The organism is Spirosoma harenae (genome assembly GCF_054776975.1).
On the sequence record NZ_BAAHBD010000054.1, the window covers coordinates 328748 to 345521 of the forward strand.

17 protein-coding genes and 1 tRNA gene are annotated in these 16774 nt (G+C 41.0%); 3 read left to right on the plus strand and 15 right to left on the minus strand.

Annotation, left to right across the window (positions count from 1 at the left end):
* The first annotated feature begins 91 nt into the window (after positions 1–91).
* The gene (locus tag ACYVE4_RS33560) at positions 92–1525 is read left to right on the plus strand and encodes an AAA family ATPase (RefSeq protein WP_461044794.1); all 1434 of its coding nucleotides are present in this window, start codon (positions 92–94) and stop codon (positions 1523–1525) included.
* Positions 1512–2342 (plus strand): HNH endonuclease, encoded by an 831-nt coding sequence (locus ACYVE4_RS33565; RefSeq protein ID WP_461044795.1) that lies wholly within the window; start codon positions 1512–1514, stop codon positions 2340–2342. The genes ACYVE4_RS33560 and ACYVE4_RS33565 overlap by 14 nt, the downstream gene beginning before the upstream one ends.
* Before the next feature lie 134 nt (positions 2343–2476).
* On the opposite strand, the gene ACYVE4_RS33570 is transcribed toward ACYVE4_RS33565, so the two are convergent.
* From ACYVE4_RS33570 to lipB, 14 genes are all read right to left on the minus strand, one after another.
* Positions 2477–2677 (minus strand): hypothetical protein, encoded by a 201-nt coding sequence (locus ACYVE4_RS33570; RefSeq protein ID WP_461044796.1) that lies wholly within the window; start codon positions 2675–2677, stop codon positions 2477–2479.
* A complete protein-coding gene (locus ACYVE4_RS33575) occupies positions 2664–3758 on the minus strand; it encodes an ATP-grasp domain-containing protein (RefSeq protein WP_461044797.1) in 1095 nt (364 codons plus the stop codon). Before ACYVE4_RS33575 ends, ACYVE4_RS33570 begins: the two co-directional genes overlap by 14 nt.
* A 255-nt stretch (positions 3759–4013) precedes the next feature.
* Entirely contained in the window at positions 4014–4286 is a 273-nt protein-coding gene (locus ACYVE4_RS33580) for a hypothetical protein (RefSeq protein ID WP_461044798.1), read from the minus strand.
* 37 nt (positions 4287–4323) lie between these two features.
* Entirely contained in the window at positions 4324–5115 is a 792-nt protein-coding gene (locus ACYVE4_RS33585; protein WP_461044799.1) for a DNA-primase RepB domain-containing protein, read from the minus strand.
* Between the two features lie 257 nt (positions 5116–5372).
* Positions 5373–6803, minus strand: a complete 1431-nt coding sequence (locus ACYVE4_RS33590) for a DNA primase family protein (RefSeq protein WP_461044800.1) — start codon at positions 6801–6803, stop codon at positions 5373–5375.
* Between the two features lie 76 nt (positions 6804–6879).
* Complete coding sequence (locus ACYVE4_RS33595; protein ID WP_461044801.1) at positions 6880–7185, minus strand: hypothetical protein; 306 nt, start codon at positions 7183–7185, stop codon at positions 6880–6882.
* Entirely contained in the window at positions 7185–7445 is a 261-nt protein-coding gene (locus tag ACYVE4_RS33600) for a helix-turn-helix transcriptional regulator (protein ID WP_461044802.1), read from the minus strand. The genes ACYVE4_RS33595 and ACYVE4_RS33600 overlap by 1 nt, the downstream gene beginning before the upstream one ends.
* 81 nt (positions 7446–7526) lie before the next feature.
* Positions 7527–8357 (minus strand): hypothetical protein, encoded by an 831-nt coding sequence (locus ACYVE4_RS33605; protein ID WP_461044803.1) that lies wholly within the window; start codon positions 8355–8357, stop codon positions 7527–7529.
* A gap of 62 nt (positions 8358–8419) precedes the next feature.
* Positions 8420–9631, minus strand: coding sequence for a phage integrase SAM-like domain-containing protein (locus ACYVE4_RS33610; protein WP_461044804.1), 1212 nt, complete (start codon positions 9629–9631; stop codon positions 8420–8422).
* A 201-nt stretch (positions 9632–9832) separates the two neighbouring features.
* Positions 9833–9904 (minus strand) — tRNA-Arg (locus ACYVE4_RS33615).
* Positions 9905–9985: 81 nt separating this feature from the next.
* Entirely contained in the window at positions 9986–12454 is a 2469-nt protein-coding gene (gene rnr / locus ACYVE4_RS33620) for a ribonuclease R (protein ID WP_461044805.1), read from the minus strand.
* 70 nt (positions 12455–12524) lie between these two features.
* On the minus strand, positions 12525–13262 hold the full coding sequence (locus tag ACYVE4_RS33625) for a 3'-5' exonuclease (RefSeq protein WP_461044806.1): 738 nt from the start codon (positions 13260–13262) through the stop codon (positions 12525–12527).
* Positions 13263–13282: 20 nt separating this feature from the next.
* Entirely contained in the window at positions 13283–13687 is a 405-nt protein-coding gene (locus tag ACYVE4_RS33630; RefSeq protein WP_461044807.1) for a hypothetical protein, read from the minus strand.
* Complete coding sequence (lipB, locus tag ACYVE4_RS33635; protein WP_461044808.1) at positions 13688–14443, minus strand: lipoyl(octanoyl) transferase LipB; 756 nt, start codon at positions 14441–14443, stop codon at positions 13688–13690. It lies immediately after the preceding gene.
* 95 nt (positions 14444–14538) lie between these two features.
* On the opposite strand from lipB, the gene ACYVE4_RS33640 reads away from it, so the two are divergent.
* Positions 14539–14892 (plus strand): YraN family protein, encoded by a 354-nt coding sequence (locus ACYVE4_RS33640; protein WP_461044809.1) that lies wholly within the window; start codon positions 14539–14541, stop codon positions 14890–14892.
* Between the two features lie 6 nt (positions 14893–14898).
* On the opposite strand, the gene ACYVE4_RS33645 is transcribed toward ACYVE4_RS33640, so the two are convergent.
* The gene (locus ACYVE4_RS33645; RefSeq protein ID WP_461044810.1) at positions 14899–16296 is read right to left on the minus strand and encodes an apiosidase-like domain-containing protein; all 1398 of its coding nucleotides are present in this window, start codon (positions 16294–16296) and stop codon (positions 14899–14901) included.
* Between the last annotated feature and the right edge of the window lie 478 nt (positions 16297–16774).

Here is a 16774-nt window from a genome sequence, read left to right on the forward strand (position 1 = left end):
GTCTGAAGTATCATTTATGTATCAAAATATAAAAAAGAATCTTTACTTAGAGTTTTTTATGATAGGTCTAATTTACAGTTAATTAAGCCTTATGGAATTTTACACAAAAGACTACAACGAGGTCATAAGTATTGATGCAGTTTTTCCATGCATATTACTTGTTACCAATAAAGGCTGGAATGATTACAACTATATTACCTCATTTAGAGTTTATTTTTGTAAAACAAATAGAACCAGGGAGGAAATTGGAGAGGTCAAAATCATTGAGAAAGGTGCAATAACCACCAACTTGCCAAAAAATTTCCAAAAACTTGATGAAAATATTTTTTGCTCACTAGGTCAGTCAGTCTCATATTATACTCAACTAAAAAATATTAATGAGTTAAATCCAATAGATATTTTAGATGCATTAAATGATATTTCATATTATTCTAGTATAAGAGATCTTTTTTCTACTGAAGATGCTTACAAGACCTCTTTATTGCGTTTCGCGGAGGCTAATAAAGCTTTAGAGGAAGGAAGGCGTATAATAGAAGGGGTTGATATAAAGAATGCTTTTCATTTTACTTTTAAATGTACTTTACCGAATGCTGTTTCAGAACACCAAGTTGATTTCGATTTTAGACCGGTTGGAAAATTACCCAACAGGCTTATAGCTATAATTGGTAAAAATGGTACAGGCAAAACACAATTCTTAGCAACTTTTGCTAATTCATTAAGTGGCCTTAAGCAATATGAAAATCATTTCGTAAATAATAAAAGACCATTATTTAGTAAAGTTATTACTGTTTCATATAGCCTTTTTGATAAATTCGAAATACCAAAAGGCTCTAAATCCTTTAGTTACATTTATTGTGGATTAAGAGATGAGAAAGGGCTAATTAATGAAGAAGAATTACTTAGAAGATATAAGATTTCAATAAGCAAAATTGCAAAAACTGGAAGAACTAGAGAATGGGAAAAATTTATTAGTAAAGCAATTGATTCAAGCGAAGTAGAAGAATTATTTCAAGAAGATATACCAAATCTGTATAATCTAAGTTCAGGCCAATCTATACTCGTTTATATTATTACTGAAATAATAGCAAACATTACAATTGAATCCCTAATTCTATATGACGAACCTGAGACACATCTGCATCCGAATGCTGTATCTCAGTTAGTTGATATATTATATAGTTTATTAAATCTTTATAATTCATATGCAGTTATTGCCACTCATTCACCTATAATAATTCAAGAAATACCTTCTCAGTACATATATGTTTTTAAGCGAGAGTTTAATCAGCCAGATATATTTAAATTAGGTATAGAGTCATTTGGTGAGAATTTGTCAGTAATTACTAGTAACATTTTTGAGAATGTCAATTACAGGGAATACTATAAAAAATATTTTGATAGACTCAGCAAGGAATATAGCTATGAAGAAGTCATAGAGATGTTTTCTACAAACGGAAAAGGTTTGGGTATGAATGCTAAAATATATTTGAAAAATTTATATAAAAATAAAGATGCACAATCTTAGACCAATTTATAACTCATTTAGGCATTTTGAGGCTATAATAGGTTCAAAGCATACCGTAACTAGATCAGTATTAAATGCTTTAAAAGCAGGTATAAAGAATCGTTTTATAGAATATGTAGGTAAGGCGAGAAGCAATCAGTTATTAACAATAAGTAATTCGACTTACATTAATTCAGATAAAAATGCTTTGATAAGCTGTTATGCTATTACAAAGCCGCTCGAAATATTAAAACAAGCTATATATAATAAACAAAAGCCGCATATAAGGCATAAATGCCCATATTGTACTATAAATGCCCCAGACACATTTGATCACTACCTTCCAAAGGAAAATTATAGTGAATTTTCTGCTTTCTCTTATAATTTGATTCCATGTTGCTCATTTTGTAATTCTAAAAAAGGTACAATATGGAAAACCGTAGCTGGAAGAAAATATATTAATTTTTATTTCGATAAAATTCCGTCAATAGTTTATATCAAGTGCTCAATTGTTTATGAAGACGATATACCTATCACTGATTTTCAACTAATTAAACCTCCAAGTATCAGTAATGAAGAATTTCGTTTAATAGAGAGTCACTATAAAAGTTTAAATTTATTTGAAAGGTTTTCGGACCAATCTAATGATTTTATTACTAATACAAAAGTAACATTATCTGCAAACATTTTTAATAGTAAAGATGATTTGAGAGATACTATTATTGCTATTGCTTCTGAAATAATGAAGCAATATGGCTATAACTATTGGCAAGCAGCTATCTTATTAGGCTTATCTAATTCCGATGAATTTTTAGATTCATTTGAAATTAATAGTTAAAAAAAATAGATTAAACTATCTGCATCGTCCTTAATATTAGTTAATAAGCATAATTCGATTTCTAATCGAGATAATACTTCATTAAAAATAGTAAAGGTCACAGATTGATATGCTAATCCAATCTGTGACCTTTACTATTCACTTCTATAAGCTTTATCCATTTCATCGTTCATCTGCCTAATCATTTCCTCGGTAGATGGACCAGTAGGATAAACCATAGTTTTTGTTCTACCTCCCTTGCTTTGGGAGTGAGTTACGTAAGGCTTTGAAGCCAACTTGCCGTGAATATGGATAGATCCATCAGGCAAATAATCGGGAATTTCATCGTTTTGCATTGAGCCGATATTTTTTGTTTTGAGCGTTGATGTATTCATAAGCTGGCGTGCGTAAAGAAACCACTAACGGGTGGTTTACTAAGTAGGTAGTATCACCTTTAATCTGAGCAATGTAGGATTTGCCATCATCGTCTAAGAAAGTATCCGTACGCTGATGAGCCCCATACCCCTCTTTAGTCTCTGAGCCGCGTTTAGTCTCCTTTTTGCAGTAGTTAATAAGATTGACAAAGAAATTAACGCCTGTGATGTCGATAATCTTGGTTCCAGGATTGCCATTTACCTCAATAATATAGCTCACTCCTTCCTTATCTTTCATTAAATCAACACCTGAGTATTCTAAGCCAACGGCTCGGCTTGCATTAATACACAGCTGTTGATCTTCATGTGAGAGTGAAATTTTACGCCCAGAACCAGATTTAGATAGATTCGCCCGGAAGTCTCCTTTGTTAGCTGTTCGCTCCATCGACGTAACAACTTCATCTCCTACTACGATTGCGCGTATATCGGTAAAGTTACCGTCGATATATCGCTGCAATTTGACGTTGATGTCATGCTTATAGAAGCTTTCCATCACGGTATTGGCCGATAATTTGGTCTCTAGGATCGAAACACCAGAACCTTGAGAACCGTATACTGATTTGACAACGGCTGGCAGACCGTCAAGAAGTTCATTGATGATATAATCCACGTGAGCAGGGCCTTTTGACCAAACCGTTTTAGGTGTTTTCAGTCCCGCCTGTGAAAGCTTAAGCGTCGTCAGAATCTTATTCGAAGCCGTTCGTAAAGGTTCTGCCTTCTGCGGTGAGTAGATGCCCAAGTTGTGGTTCAAGTGCTCAAGAATTACGGTTTTATGTTCCAATTGTCCCGAAAGACGTGGAATGATAAAATCATAGTCTTTTATTTTCATCCGAAGGGGTTTCTCTAGGTTCGGATTCCCATCATAAACGCGGTCATAGCCACTGACCAGCTCGCTGATATATAAATACAAGTCAAGCGGCTCGTAGGCTTGCAAGGTGCATTCAGTCTGCTTGGCAGCTTCAAGCAAATAGGGGCCAGCCGTCCCTAAAGTTAGAATGTGCATGGGGTGTTGGTGATTAAGTAAAACGAATAGAAAAAGATCTCCAATTCATATATGGCGCAAGGCCCCTTTTGCAATTGCAAATCGGCTCAGTGCGTGCTTTGGGGTGCTTGGAGTGGCGTGCGCACTTTTTTTGCTGTTTTTTAGGCGTAAAAACCTAAAATTCAAGTAGTTGCAAAAATCTGAATGTCAAAAATCCACTTTTTTTATAATTCGAATATGACACGCCAAATTATATAGCCTCTGATAATCAAAGCCTTATCCCTGATTTTTGCAATTCTTGACTTTAACAATCTCATAGGTTTTTGCCCGAATTCCTTCAGAATGCTCCCAAATTGCTTCTTGTTTGAGGGTAAAACCGGCCTCCGTTAGTAATTTCATTTTCAACTTAAGCGGAAATGTATGCCCGGTATTAAGCATACTTTTATAGTTGGTACGTTGGCGCATAGGGCGGCCTGTCTTACTCCATAAATCGGAGCGATCAAGAAGCAGTTTCAGTGCTTCAGTTGTTGACAATGCGGTTTTATTCATAGTAGTTACAAGTTAAAATTATGTAAGGGCTGACAGTTCAGCAGGTAGACGGTTGACTCATCTTACGGGCGTTGGTGATGGTGCGACTTAGATAATTGTCTGTGTACTTTCCTTTTCGACTTGCCAGATCAGGACTTGTAGTTAATAGGTGCTGCATGATTTCAGAGTCTGATTTACCGGCTCGAATCATGCCGCAAGCGACTCCAAAATCCTGCTCACTAAGGCTATATTCTTTAGGACTATGGCGACGCGGGGTAACAGGAGCAGAATTAGGATGATTGAGCACAGCCCCCCCACTGGGGTAAAAAGAAGAAATCCGATAAGCGGATCGGCACAATCTGACAAACGGGAATAAACCATTTGGTAAGCGGTATTTCTCTTTCCGATTGGTGAAGCCAGGTAAGCGGCCAACATGATCCGGTTCTGCGCAAGCGGGATCAGCCTTTAGCTGTATAGCCAGTTCTTGACAAATCGCTTTTGCTGTTTCCCGATTGACTGGAAGCATCGGTAGAATAAGCCAAGCTTGATAATTGGCGGGGCTGGTTTCAATCAGTAGACAGGGCTTTAGTTTAGCCAGCTCCCAAAGCGAATCAAATGACAGATCATCTAGCAGTACATACTGATAACCGACTGGCCGAACGTATATATCAAAGCCTTTCCGGTTCTTATCCCGTAGGTAACGGATCGTTTCAGGTTTTGCAAGTTGGGTGTGGCTATACTCAACCCAAAACCCTTCTTCAGTCTCCCGATTTTTCACCTGTACTTTATAGCTCGTTGCATCGAAAGCCGATAGGTATTGCTCGACTGCGGCTTGGGTTAAGTAGCTCATTTTGCTCTTCTTTTTTTACCCCTGTGGGGGGGCTGTGCTCAATCATTTTCAATAAGCCTAATCTTGGAATTTCGCCAAAAGCAAAAAAAAGTATTTAAGTTTCGCATCTACACTTTCTACACTTCCTACACGTTTTCAGATTTTGCGCATTTTTTTCAGTGTAGGAAGTGTAGAAAGTGTAGCTTCTAGAAAAAAATATATTTTTTAGGATCGCCCGCGATGGTTAATCATAACTATCTACACAACAATCACTTAACCTAAAAATAAACCTTATTCAAGTACACAACATTACCTGAATTTTGCCTAACGACCTGAATTTTATTCTTCTCAAGTCGATCTTTAAAATTTTTGAGGTTCAAAAACACGAATCCAGAAATAGTACAAAAATTTTTATACTCTAAATAGATGCTCTGTAAGGGTATATGAGCCAAGGAAGCTTTGTAGTTCTCCTCTTGAAGAAAGACGGAAACCGTATCTGATTCTGAGCGGTATTTAGCCAGGACTTGACTAGCCTTTTCGCTCTGCGTAAACTTCTTATTCTTCAGGAGTCGATTAAGCCCACTTAAGATCCAGTTAAACACGCCTGATAGCTCACCCTGTATAATCTTGGCAGGTAGTTCGGGGTCTTTCTGCTCATCGGTAATTGTCACCTCAAAGGGAATAATGAGGAAGCGACGAAAAAAAGCTTCGGAATGCTCCACTTCTTTAGGCAGCGTGTTGCAGTTGAACATGAGTTTGGCGTATTCCCGCATGATAAACGGATCTCGATAAAGCGGTTTCGCTTCGACAGGTTCACCTGAAGCCAGTTGCTTGAATACATCACTTTCTAAGCTGCCTTTGATCTCACTGCCATAGTTTAGAAGCTTGTCAGCCAGCTTTGCCCGGTACGCTTCATTTGTGAGGCTCTGTAAGGAAAAGTTCGAAACGTTTTGACCACCGAGTAAGGCATTAATCACTTCGAAAAAGACCGACTTTCCATTTGAACCCGTCCCATAGAGCAGTAACACCTTTTCTAACTTTAGATGCCGAATAAAGACGTAACCAATGTATTCAGACAGAATAGCTTGAAGGTCTGCATCCGGCAAGACTGTGTTCAAGTATTCCCGAAAAATTGGTGCAGTCGCATCAGGCTTATAGGCAAAAGGCAGTTGATAGGTAATAAAGTCCTGTTTGCCATGCGGTCTTAGGCATTGCATTTCAGGGCTAATTTCATACGTACCATTCTGAAGGTTAATCAGTACGGTTTGCTGTGATCGGGGAGCCTGAGGGAATTTACCGGACGAAAGGAACTGGCGGTAAAGCCGCTCCCGAAATTCGTAATGCCGAGAATTGAATTTATCAACCCCCATCTGCTCAGCAGTCTTACCTAGCAGTTCACGCAGTTCATCATCTTCGGCCAGTTGCCAAAAAGCGCTGTTAAAAACGTAGATCATTCCATTGCGTTTGCATAGATCGTACCCCTTGAGCTGAGCTTGTTCTAATAAGTGCTCAACTGTGCAGATTAGGTAGTGCTTTTGGGTCAGTTTACGGTCGGAATCTTCCGTAAATAATGCACCTGCTAACTGCCGAAAGTCAGCTTTGCCAATGCCGTCTAACAGCCTTGTAAATATTTGATAAGGCTCTTCGATAGCAATAGCTTTTGTATTCTCGCTCAACGGATTAGGTTGCGTGATAACGACATTATTCATATCTTTGTCGGGTCTTAGATGGCGAAAGCCAATAGTGATTAAGCCGCCTACGTGTGCGAAACGTGGGCGGCTATTTTTATGCTAGTAATTGCGAAGAGGCTGGAGAATCGTGCTTAGCTGATATCTCACTAATGGCAACGATTAAACTATGTAAGTCCTCCAGATACGTAGATAGCAGCTCTTTGGGAGGATTATTACCACGGACAAACTTTTCCCGGTACTGCATTTCAATGTTTATTAAAACCATCCTGGTGCGAGCAAACGGAATAGGCTGAATCAAGGGGTTGCGAGGCTGAGCATTGAAGCGGAAAAGTGGCTCCAAATCAATTTGCTCGCCTGTGTAGGGATTCACAACCCAGATGGGGGTAGGGGTAACTGCCATCACGATGTTTGTGGATAACCGTTACGCATAAATTTTTCAACGTCAGATCGCTTCACAAGGACAGCCCTTGTTTTCTTCTCTTCATCCACTTTAGGGCGAGAAACGGGAAAGGCCCCATCACTGACTAATTGCCAGAAGCGGGTCTTGCCAATCTTGAATAAACGCTGTACGTCGTTGGGAGTCAGCCACTCATCGGGCTGAGCGGCAAGGAGCAAATCTAACTTAGAGTTGATCTGCTCAAGGAGGGGAATGTTCAGCATAGTACGTCCGTGATAGTTCGTTTGAACTTACGGACGCAAGTACGTAAAAAAGATGTTTAAAAATAAATAAAACATCTTTTTTCAGCTAAAGTCTTTAAATCTTTCAGTTAAGCTTAAATAAATATATGAGCCTCTCACCAATTCGTTTAATTCTGTCTGGAACTCACTTACTAGAGATTCACCTCCCTCGCCTACAAAGCGGTTTTTAGCATCTGTATAGCCTATTCTATATAAACCTGTTGCAAAATCCCAGAGCCGAAAATGGTAATCTATAATCTTAACAGAATGTGACCAGGGGTAATTAACAGATATATTTTTTCGATATGCAGTATTATAACGTAGTAGTAGAAATACCTTTTCTAAAGCCTTAACCTTGTCTAGTGATACCGTAGTAATTTGCCCTATTACACGAATGAAAAGCTCTGCTAAGGATGCGGTATCCACATTACTAGAATATATTAAAGTAGTATACGACTCCAAAATATCTGTAGGGATCTTTAAATCAACTTCTAATAGTCCCACTAACCTTTTTAAAAGCTCTTGATTAACTATATCATAAATAGGTATAAGCCCTAACTCATAGACATTAGACCATGCTGTTATCCTAAAATTTGGATCATCCTCCGGTCTAAGTGCTCTTATTGACTTCTCAATTGAATCTTTTTCAGCTTCGATTATTCTGTTAACATGGGGGGACTCAGTTAATATTCGATCCAATGTTTCTTTAGTTGCATAAAGATCACACCGGCTCTTTAGAGTGGTAACCTGGTGCTTAACTCTTACAGTTACATAGACGGGAAATAACTCAACGTTATCAAATATTAATGGCTTAATACGCTGATTAACAAAGTAAGTTATTCCTACTTTGTATCCTGTTTTATGCTTTTTATACTTTCTTGTAGTTGATTCCATCTTGGCTCTAGCAATAATGATAAAAACTACACTTGCTGAACCACCAGCAAGTGTAGTCGAAGCTAACCCAGTCTATTACTAGGCCACGCAACATTTCTTAAGGCCATTTCAACTTGCTGACCTGACGTGTGAATGTAGCCCATCGTCGTTTGTATGTCTGAATGCTGCGCTAGCTCTTTGACCATTGGAGTAGGTAGTAGTGTTGATAAAAAAGTAATTCCTGAATGTCGAGCTGTATGAAACGTAACAGGCTTCACTATACCAGCTAGACGAATAATTTCTTTCAGGTACTTATTCATTTTTACGTGCGACCGTCTGAATAAGGGTTGCGAATCTGTCCGAGCATATTGCATTACGATTCGTTCCGGTTTGCTAGGGCCATCGGACGTTGGAAATAGTAATGCCAAACGGAGCTGAGCGAGCTTCTTTGACTTCTGCGTGACGATTTGTAACAAGATTCCAGCCTCCGTATGCATGATATGTTTTCGACTGATCCTAGTTATATCACTGATCCGAAGTAGCGTGTAGTAAGCAAACAGGAACGCATCCCGGTAAAAGACTAAATGTTGATTGTCACTGGTAAAAGTCAATCGCTCAATCCGCTCAATTTCCTCTGGCTGTAAAGCGACTTTATTAACCCTGGCTTTCTTCGGCTTGAAGTCATTATATGGATTTTGCTGCGGCAAAATCAGTCCCTTTCGCTCTGCATTGCTCAGGCATTTCTTAATTGCCTGATGGTATTTGTAGATATAATTAGGTCCTAACCTCTTATTTGATTTTAAGTAGAAGTCAAACCGTTCTACAAAGTCCAAGGTCATTTCCTCAAACTCGATGACCTTCCCACTACTAAACTCAAGCAATCGCTCCAAAACGAGTTGCATATGCTGATAGGCCCGGTAGCCGAGCTCAGGCTTTCGCCGTTCCATCTGTTCCCGGTAATGAGCCGAGAATGTTGGCTTTTCTTTTACTGGTTGATTAGCTGCTTTCTTCAGCAAATCAAAATCCTTCAGTGTAAAGAGACGTTTGTATTGACTTTCAAATAGCGTCTCAAAATCGCTAAGTGCTGTAATCTGATTGCGAATCTTGCTCATGTGAGCTGGATTCTTCAGCTCATTTTTGCGAGTGTCCCAATCCGTTTTCTTGACTTTGAAACCCGTTGAAAAGTACCGTCGAAGCCCGTTTTGATAAGCTTCAATAATCACCGGGGCTTTCCCCTCATTGTCAAGCTGCTTGCGACGGTTGAATACGATCCGATACCTTACTTTCTGAATCATGGCTAGACGTTTAATTAGTTCGTCTCAAACATCTATCCATTACAGAGCAATCAAATGCGTATCAAATCTGTATCAAACCCAGCGAACCATAGCGAACTTTAACGGGTTCAGCCTAGTTCGTAAAACGCTCCAATTAGGTTCAAAATCAACAAATAAGGCTTATAAATCAGTGATTTATAAGCCTTTACGAAATTTACCTAGTGCTCCCGAAGGGATTCGAACCCCTATCGATGGTACCGGAAACCATAATTCTATCCATTGAACTACGGGAGCGGTAGTCCCAAAATTTGGGACTGCAAATATAGCAGGTTGATGTTCTTTATGCAAACCTACTTTTTACGTAAAATAGGCCTTTCAACGACGCCCACGGCCTCCACGACGATTCTGACCTTTGGCGGCAGTACCTTCTTTCCGTTTAGATTTAGCCGTTTGTCTTGACCCGCTGCCTAAGTTACTTGAACGCGAGGATCGGGAGTTTTCGCGCGAGTCTGATCCAAAGTACTCTCTTGTACTACCTAAATGCCCCGCTTTATCGCTAACTAAGGCAAAATCCATACTTCGACGGGCTAGGTTCGTCTCTTTAACGCGGACAACAACGGGGTCGCCGAAGGTGTAGATTTTCTTAGTCCGCTGGCCAATGATGCGATAATTGTCTTTGTCGAACTCGTAATAATCGTCGTTCAAGTCCTGCATTCGAACCAGACCCTCACAACTGTTTTCGGAAATTTCCACGAAAATACCGAACTCGGTAACGCCTGAAATAACTCCCTCAAATACCTGATCGGGAGCCATCCGGCTCATAAACTCGACCTGTTTGTATTTGATGCTGGCACGTTCGGCTTCGGCAGCCATTCGTTCGCGTTCCGATGAGTGGCGGCACTTCTCTTCGTATTCTTCCTTATCGGCTGGTTTCCCTTTATCCAGATAATGCTGAAGCAACCGATGCGCCATCATATCCGGATAGCGACGAATGGGTGACGTAAAATGCGAGTAACGGCGAAAAGCCAATCCGAAATGGCCGATATCTTCAGTGCTGTACCGCGCCTTTGACATGGTCCGAACAGCCAGTTGCTGCAACATACCTGCTTCGGGTTTGCCTTCGATACTGCTCATGAAGTGATTCATCGAACTCGATAGATGATCTTCGTCAACGGTCAATTTATAGCCTAGACGACGAGCGAAATCGGAAAATGTACGTAGTTTTTCTTCATCCGGCCCTTCGTGAATTCGATAGACCATCGTGTTTTCTTCACCGCCCTTGTTTCGTTTCGAAAGCGAATGCACAAACTCAGCCACACGTTTGTTGGCCAACAGCATAAACTCTTCAATCAGTTTATTGGTATCCTGCCGAATTTTTGGATAAACAGCGAGTGGAACACCATTTTCATCTAGTCGAAACCGAACTTCAACTGTCTCGAAGTTTATAGCTCCGTTCTTGAACCGCTCGTCGCGTAGCTTATAAGCTAATTCGTTCAATAGGCGAAGTTCTTCCAGATAATCACCGCTATTGTTGTTCAGAATGTCCTGCGCTTCTTCGTAGGCAAATCGCCGATCCGAGTGGGTAATAGTCCGGCCAAACCATTCATTTACGATTCGGGCGTTTGGGGTTAGCTCAAAAACGGCGGAGAATGTCAATTTATCTTCGTTTGGGCGAAGGGAACACAATCCATTCGAGAGCTTTTCCGGTAGCATGGGTACCACCCGATCAACTAGGTAAACAGATGTAGCTCGCTTATACGCTTCGGCTTCCAGCTTCGAACCGGGCCGGACATAGTATGTTACGTCGGCAATGTGAACGCCAATTTCGAAATTACCATTGGCCAGCATTTGTACCGATAATGCATCATCGAAATCCTTCGCATCGACGGGGTCAATGGTGAAGGTCGTTACGTCACGCATATCGCGCCGTTTAGCAATTTCGGCTTCTGGAATTTCAGTTGGAATCGTTTCAGCTTCCTGCTCAACTTCTGCTGGAAAATGAATGGGCAGCCCAAATTCGGCCAGAATGGCGTGCATTTCGGTATTGTTCTGCCCAGCTAGGCCTAAGACCGAAAGCACTTCGCCTTCAAATTGTTGTTTATGGCTGTCAGCATCCGGGTATTTTGTCAGCCGAACGATCACTTTCTCACCATCCTTAGCACCGCCCAGTTTTTCTTTCGGAATAAAAATATCGTCGTAAATCTTTTTGCTATCGGGAACAACGAATCCATACGTTGGCCAAACTTCAATTCGTCCAACCAGCTCCGTACGACCCCGTTCGATGATGTTGGCAACCTTCCCTTCAATCCGTCTTCCTCGATTTCGGGAATCTGTAAATCGAATAACCCGAACCTTATCGCCATCAACGGCTCCGGCCAGATCATCGGTCGATACCCATATATCTTGATCCCGATCACCTCTAGTACCATCAATTGTGGAAGGAATCACAAAGGCGAAACGTGAATTGACATGATCGACAATACCCTCGATTAGATTGGCATCCGCATCGGCGCGATAGCTACCATCGGATTGACGGACAAGTGAACCTTCTTCTGTCAATTCACCAATCAGGCCATGCATGATGAGTTTCATGCGCCGGTCGTGCGTATCGAAATGTTCTAATACCTGCTCTTGGGTGAAGGATTGATTGTCATTAATCTGGAAAAACGCCATTAAGTCGTTTTTCAATTCATCCAGGAAAGAATCGGCCTGTTGAATTGGTCTTGACTTTGCAGATTTCTCCAGACCTTTTTCGCGTGGGCGCGCCGTGTACGACGACCCACTACTCGATCTGGATGATCCAGACCCAGTGTATTTATTATTTTTTGGTTTTCCGTTTCTCATACTACTTGCCTAACCAATATGGCAGGCTAAAATGTTTAAATTCAGTATTGAACGAGTACAATTACGTCGATCAATCACTTAATACAATATGCTCGTCAGCCACGAGCGGGGCGCCCACTATTTTTAAATAAACCTGCACCAGCATGACCATCGAATCGCGAGCGTATTGCTCAATACGAGGCCAGTCGTGCTCACGGTAGTAGACTTCGCTGGTTCGGTCGCCTGTCCATTCGAGCGGGCGAGTGGGAATGTTCAGGACAGCCGCTAATAAATCCAGAGGGATAAAGTGCCGTTTGTCGCCAAATTGCCAGTGCTCCATCGTATCTCGGTGCGGAATTTCCCAAGGTTTCTTACCTGAAATTTGCAAGGCTGGCGGGAGCGGCAATCCGTTAACCATCAATCGACGACACAGATACGGAAAATCAAATTCCTTCCCATTGTGTGCACAAAGCGTCAGTTCGCCGGGTGGATATTTAGAGACAATCGTCAAAAATTCCTTCAGTAGCGGCAATTCGTCGTCGTTGCTAATCAACTTGACTTTCAGATGCGGTTGATCGTCGTCATCAAAAAAGAGCCCACCTACACCAATACAGATAATTTTCCCAAATTCGGCAAAAAACGACGCCCGTCGGTCATACCAGCCAGCTGCCGAGAGTTCGTCTTCACTCCTGAAATAGCGGCTTTTTTCTTCCCACTGCCGTTGCAAACGTGGGTCAACCGCGAGTAGCGATGGTTCGCCAGCTACCGTTTTCAGATCAATAAAGAGGAGATTTTTTAGACGACGTTTCCAGGAGACGGGTTGAGGCATACAAGTCAGGATTCAAGAAATTAATCGTGCAAAATCCCTTCCAAACCCAACGCAGGTATGTTTACCAGGTGTTCTTCCACGATACTGTCTGGCACGAAGATAAACTTCTTATCAAAAATCTGATCACCAATGTAGTAGCTAACCCAATATTCATTATTCAGATGGAAAACATCCGGCATGATGGTTTCGACCACCTCGTGTGCTCCCGGCTGGATTTCTACAAAAAAATGACGCAGGGTAGACGTTTTCTGGTCTTCATCGTTTTTCTTGCCGTACCCTCTCGACGTTACGAACACCGTTTTGATCGGTACGTCATTCTGGTTTATTAAAAAAACCTGCCAATCGTAGTCGCCAGTGATGTTTTCTTTCCGGGCAATGACAATCTGTACACCCTCTACGGGCAAAAAATTGATGTCTTTTTTCATTTATACTGTAACTCTTTCTACTGCTGTCTCAACAATTTCCATGTCAAATAAATCGGCCATATGTCGTCTGACATGCCCCGTAACTTCAGTCAATGGCACTTCACGACCTAATTCAAGCGCCATCGACGTAACGGCTTTATCAGTTATACCACAGGGAACAATATGGCTAAAATAGCGTAAATCCGTATTGACGTTTAGGGCAAAACCATGCATTGTTACCCAACGGCTCGCTTTAACACCCATGGCGCAGATTTTACGGGGTGATCCTCCCGTCCCATCCTCTTCGTATCCTAGCCAAACCCCCGTTAAGCCAGCAATACGGCCTGCTTTCAATCCATAATCAGCTAAGGTTAGAATAATACTTTCTTCTAACAAGCGCATATAATGATGAATATCAGTGAAAAAATTATCCAAATCCAGAATCGGGTAGCCTACCAATTGACCAGGTCCATGATAGGTAACATCACCTCCGCGTCGAATTTTAAAGAGGGTTGCTCCAAGTTCGTTGGCCAGCCTTTCTTCATTGATCAGCAGGTTTTCCATGTGTCCACTTGTTCCTATCGTATACACGGGTGGATGTTCGCAGAACAACATGTAATTAGGGGTGAGCTGTTGTTGGTCAGTGGCAACGGTTCGGTTTTGTAATTTCTGATCAACGATCACCGAAAATAGGCGTTCCTGTTCGTCCCAGGCTGTTTTATAATCAATAATGCCTAATTCTTGAACAGCGACCTGTTTGTTAATGCGATTATTCATGGTTAGTTGAAAGCAAAAAGTTTGCTCTATTCAGTAACAGTAGGCCAATCAGGTTTCGTTCGATTTGCCTTTATTTGTAACCTTATTGTAATATAATGGCTCAACACAACGAAACTGGCAAACAGGGCGAACAGGAAGCGGCTCACTATTTACGCGAAAAAGGTTATGAAATCTTGGCTTGGAGCTATCGATATCAACATGCAGAAATTGACCTTATTGCCCAAAAAGGGAAGTTACTGGTATTTGTAGAAGTGAAAACCCGCACCAATCTCAGCTTTGGAAATCCCGAAGAATTTGTGTCCTACACCAAAGCGAAACTGGTTATGAAAACAGCCGAGCACTATATTTTTACGACTAACTGGATGCACGATATTCGCTTCGACATTATTGCTGTTACAGTATCTGGCAATGAACTACACGTGAAGCATATTGAAGATGCTTTCTGCTGAAAACAACTATTTCATTGAGAGACCAGGTGTAGGCAGTTTTAGCGAATTGTCATCGAAGACGATCACCCAGTCCTCCTCTGATGGTGGTGTAATACCAAATTTTTCACGAGTTTCGGCGACCCCAATTCGCAGCGCTTCGCCTGTCCGCGGATTGAACCAGTGGAGTTGCATTGGCTTGCCGGTCATTTTCTGGATATTCAGATAGATAGTTCGGTCCCCTTTGGAGATGTACATAATATAGCTGCTATTATCCGATGCTTTGGCTGCACAGATATAATCCAGTTCGCCAAACGTACCTCTACCCGAAAGGATAACTTCACTAGTTTGATCGGGAACCAGTTTTTCCCAGGCTCTTGATTCAAAAAGTTTGAAACAATAAGATACCTGCTTCATACCCGTAGTACTCATCAGAGGTTTCCAGTTTTTAAACCAAAAGCTGGAATTACCGATTTCCCCTGAACTAAAGGAAGTTCCTTTACAACCATCCAATAAGCCTTCATACATCTTTCTACGTATCCACTGATAGTTTTCGTTGTCAGCGTAGTGTGGATTGTCGTGTTCATAACTCTGGTCCAGTTGGATAATCATTTTACCTTTATCGTATTGAGCGAGTTCGGTTCTATACTGTGGCCCTCGTTCCATAATAATTGATTCGGTCCAGACGTATAGCCCATCAATATCCATTAACTTTCCTAAAACAGGATGGTCAGTTGACCAAATTGTACCCAGATTCATATCAAAATGGCCCGACCATAAATGCGTTGTATCAAAGGTTTTTACTCCGCGTATAAGGTTAATTTCGTGCAACAGTAAATCGCCATCGGCATTGTTATCTCCGCCTGCTATCCACATGATATTCTTAGTAGACTGATATCGCTTGCCGATAAACTCTCCGTACTGCCGCATCTTCAGCGTATCATTCTGTGAACCCTTGATTTCGTCCCACCAACCTTGTGAGGGATCAGTTCTATAGCCGAGGTATACAGGTAATGCCATCACGAAAAAGCCCTTCTGCTCGGCCATTGCAAAAAAACGGTCTACGTGCTGAAAGTAGGTTTCATTGGGCTTGGAAAAATCCCATTTCACCGTCAACGGCGATACACCCTGCCAGTAAGGCGGATTGCCACCCATTTGTGAAGGAGCATTGCTAAGAACAGATGTCAAAACAGTATTGAATCCCTTGATTTTTAGGCTATCCAGAAAAGCTGCTTCGTCTTTTTCTGATAAGGCCTGAATTAATCCCCAGGCGGAAAACTCCTTGATCAGAAACGGTTTGTTATTACTATCCACTAAATACCGCTTGTTCTCACTAAGGCGTAGCGGAAATAATGGAGTCGTTTGGGCGGTAGCGCGAATGATCGATAGAAATGCCAGAAGAATAACAAGTAGTTTTCTGCTCTTCACATGACAAGCCATTAGTCTATTTTTCAATTCTTTACAGAAAAATGATTAACCAACTTCTTATGAGAAATAAAGCTACACCCTATATAAAAGCTACTAAACTATATTGGTTCGAATCGCCTATTAGTCCTTAATTGTATCTTTTATAACCCACCGAAAGTAGCCTATGACTGCGATTAAACCTCAATTAAATCTAAGTTGAGAATCGTTTCTACAGTCCTTATTGAAGCTCGTATTGCTTTGGTGACTACAGGTTTTAGATTAACTTTTTCTTCTAATAAATACAGCTATTCTTAGTATAAATAGTCTTTTCGCTCACTATTTATGTAAACTTCAACGAATAATTTGGCTTTTACTGGTTATATAGATCAAGCTTAATTAGAAACAATATAAATAAAAAAGACTGCTCAAATAACTAAACTCCAACTTTTGCCTATACAGCAATCGTGTCGTACTTTTGGGCGCTAATAAAAAAAGCAGT

Excerpts from the sequence above, each read along its gene's own strand:
- ACYVE4_RS33560 (WP_461044794.1), top strand. The coding sequence starts at position 92 with ATGGAATTTTACACAAAAGACTACAACGAGGTCATAAGTATTGATGCA.
- ACYVE4_RS33585 (WP_461044799.1), bottom strand. The coding sequence starts at position 5,115 with ATGAGCTACTTAACCCAAGCCGCAGTCGAGCAATACCTATCGGCTTTC.
- ACYVE4_RS33570 (WP_461044796.1), bottom strand. The coding sequence starts at position 2,677 with ATGCAAAACGATGAAATTCCCGATTATTTGCCTGATGGATCTATCCAT.
- ACYVE4_RS33610 (WP_461044804.1), bottom strand. The coding sequence starts at position 9,631 with ATGATTCAGAAAGTAAGGTATCGGATCGTATTCAACCGTCGCAAGCAG.
- ACYVE4_RS33575 (WP_461044797.1), bottom strand. The coding sequence starts at position 3,758 with ATGCACATTCTAACTTTAGGGACGGCTGGCCCCTATTTGCTTGAAGCT.
- ACYVE4_RS33605 (WP_461044803.1), bottom strand. The coding sequence starts at position 8,357 with ATGGAATCAACTACAAGAAAGTATAAAAAGCATAAAACAGGATACAAA.
- ACYVE4_RS33625 (WP_461044806.1), bottom strand. The coding sequence starts at position 13,262 with ATGCCTCAACCCGTCTCCTGGAAACGTCGTCTAAAAAATCTCCTCTTT.
- ACYVE4_RS33580 (WP_461044798.1), bottom strand. The coding sequence starts at position 4,286 with ATGAATAAAACCGCATTGTCAACAACTGAAGCACTGAAACTGCTTCTT.
- lipB (WP_461044808.1), bottom strand. The coding sequence starts at position 14,443 with ATGAATAATCGCATTAACAAACAGGTCGCTGTTCAAGAATTAGGCATT.
- ACYVE4_RS33630 (WP_461044807.1), bottom strand. The coding sequence starts at position 13,687 with ATGAAAAAAGACATCAATTTTTTGCCCGTAGAGGGTGTACAGATTGTC.
- ACYVE4_RS33590 (WP_461044800.1), bottom strand. The coding sequence starts at position 6,803 with ATGAATAATGTCGTTATCACGCAACCTAATCCGTTGAGCGAGAATACA.
- ACYVE4_RS33595 (WP_461044801.1), bottom strand. The coding sequence starts at position 7,185 with ATGGCAGTTACCCCTACCCCCATCTGGGTTGTGAATCCCTACACAGGC.
- ACYVE4_RS33600 (WP_461044802.1), bottom strand. The coding sequence starts at position 7,445 with ATGCTGAACATTCCCCTCCTTGAGCAGATCAACTCTAAGTTAGATTTG.
- ACYVE4_RS33640 (WP_461044809.1), top strand. The coding sequence starts at position 14,539 with ATGGCTCAACACAACGAAACTGGCAAACAGGGCGAACAGGAAGCGGCT.
- rnr (WP_461044805.1), bottom strand. The coding sequence starts at position 12,454 with ATGAGAAACGGAAAACCAAAAAATAATAAATACACTGGGTCTGGATCA.
- ACYVE4_RS33565 (WP_461044795.1), top strand. The coding sequence starts at position 1,512 with ATGCACAATCTTAGACCAATTTATAACTCATTTAGGCATTTTGAGGCT.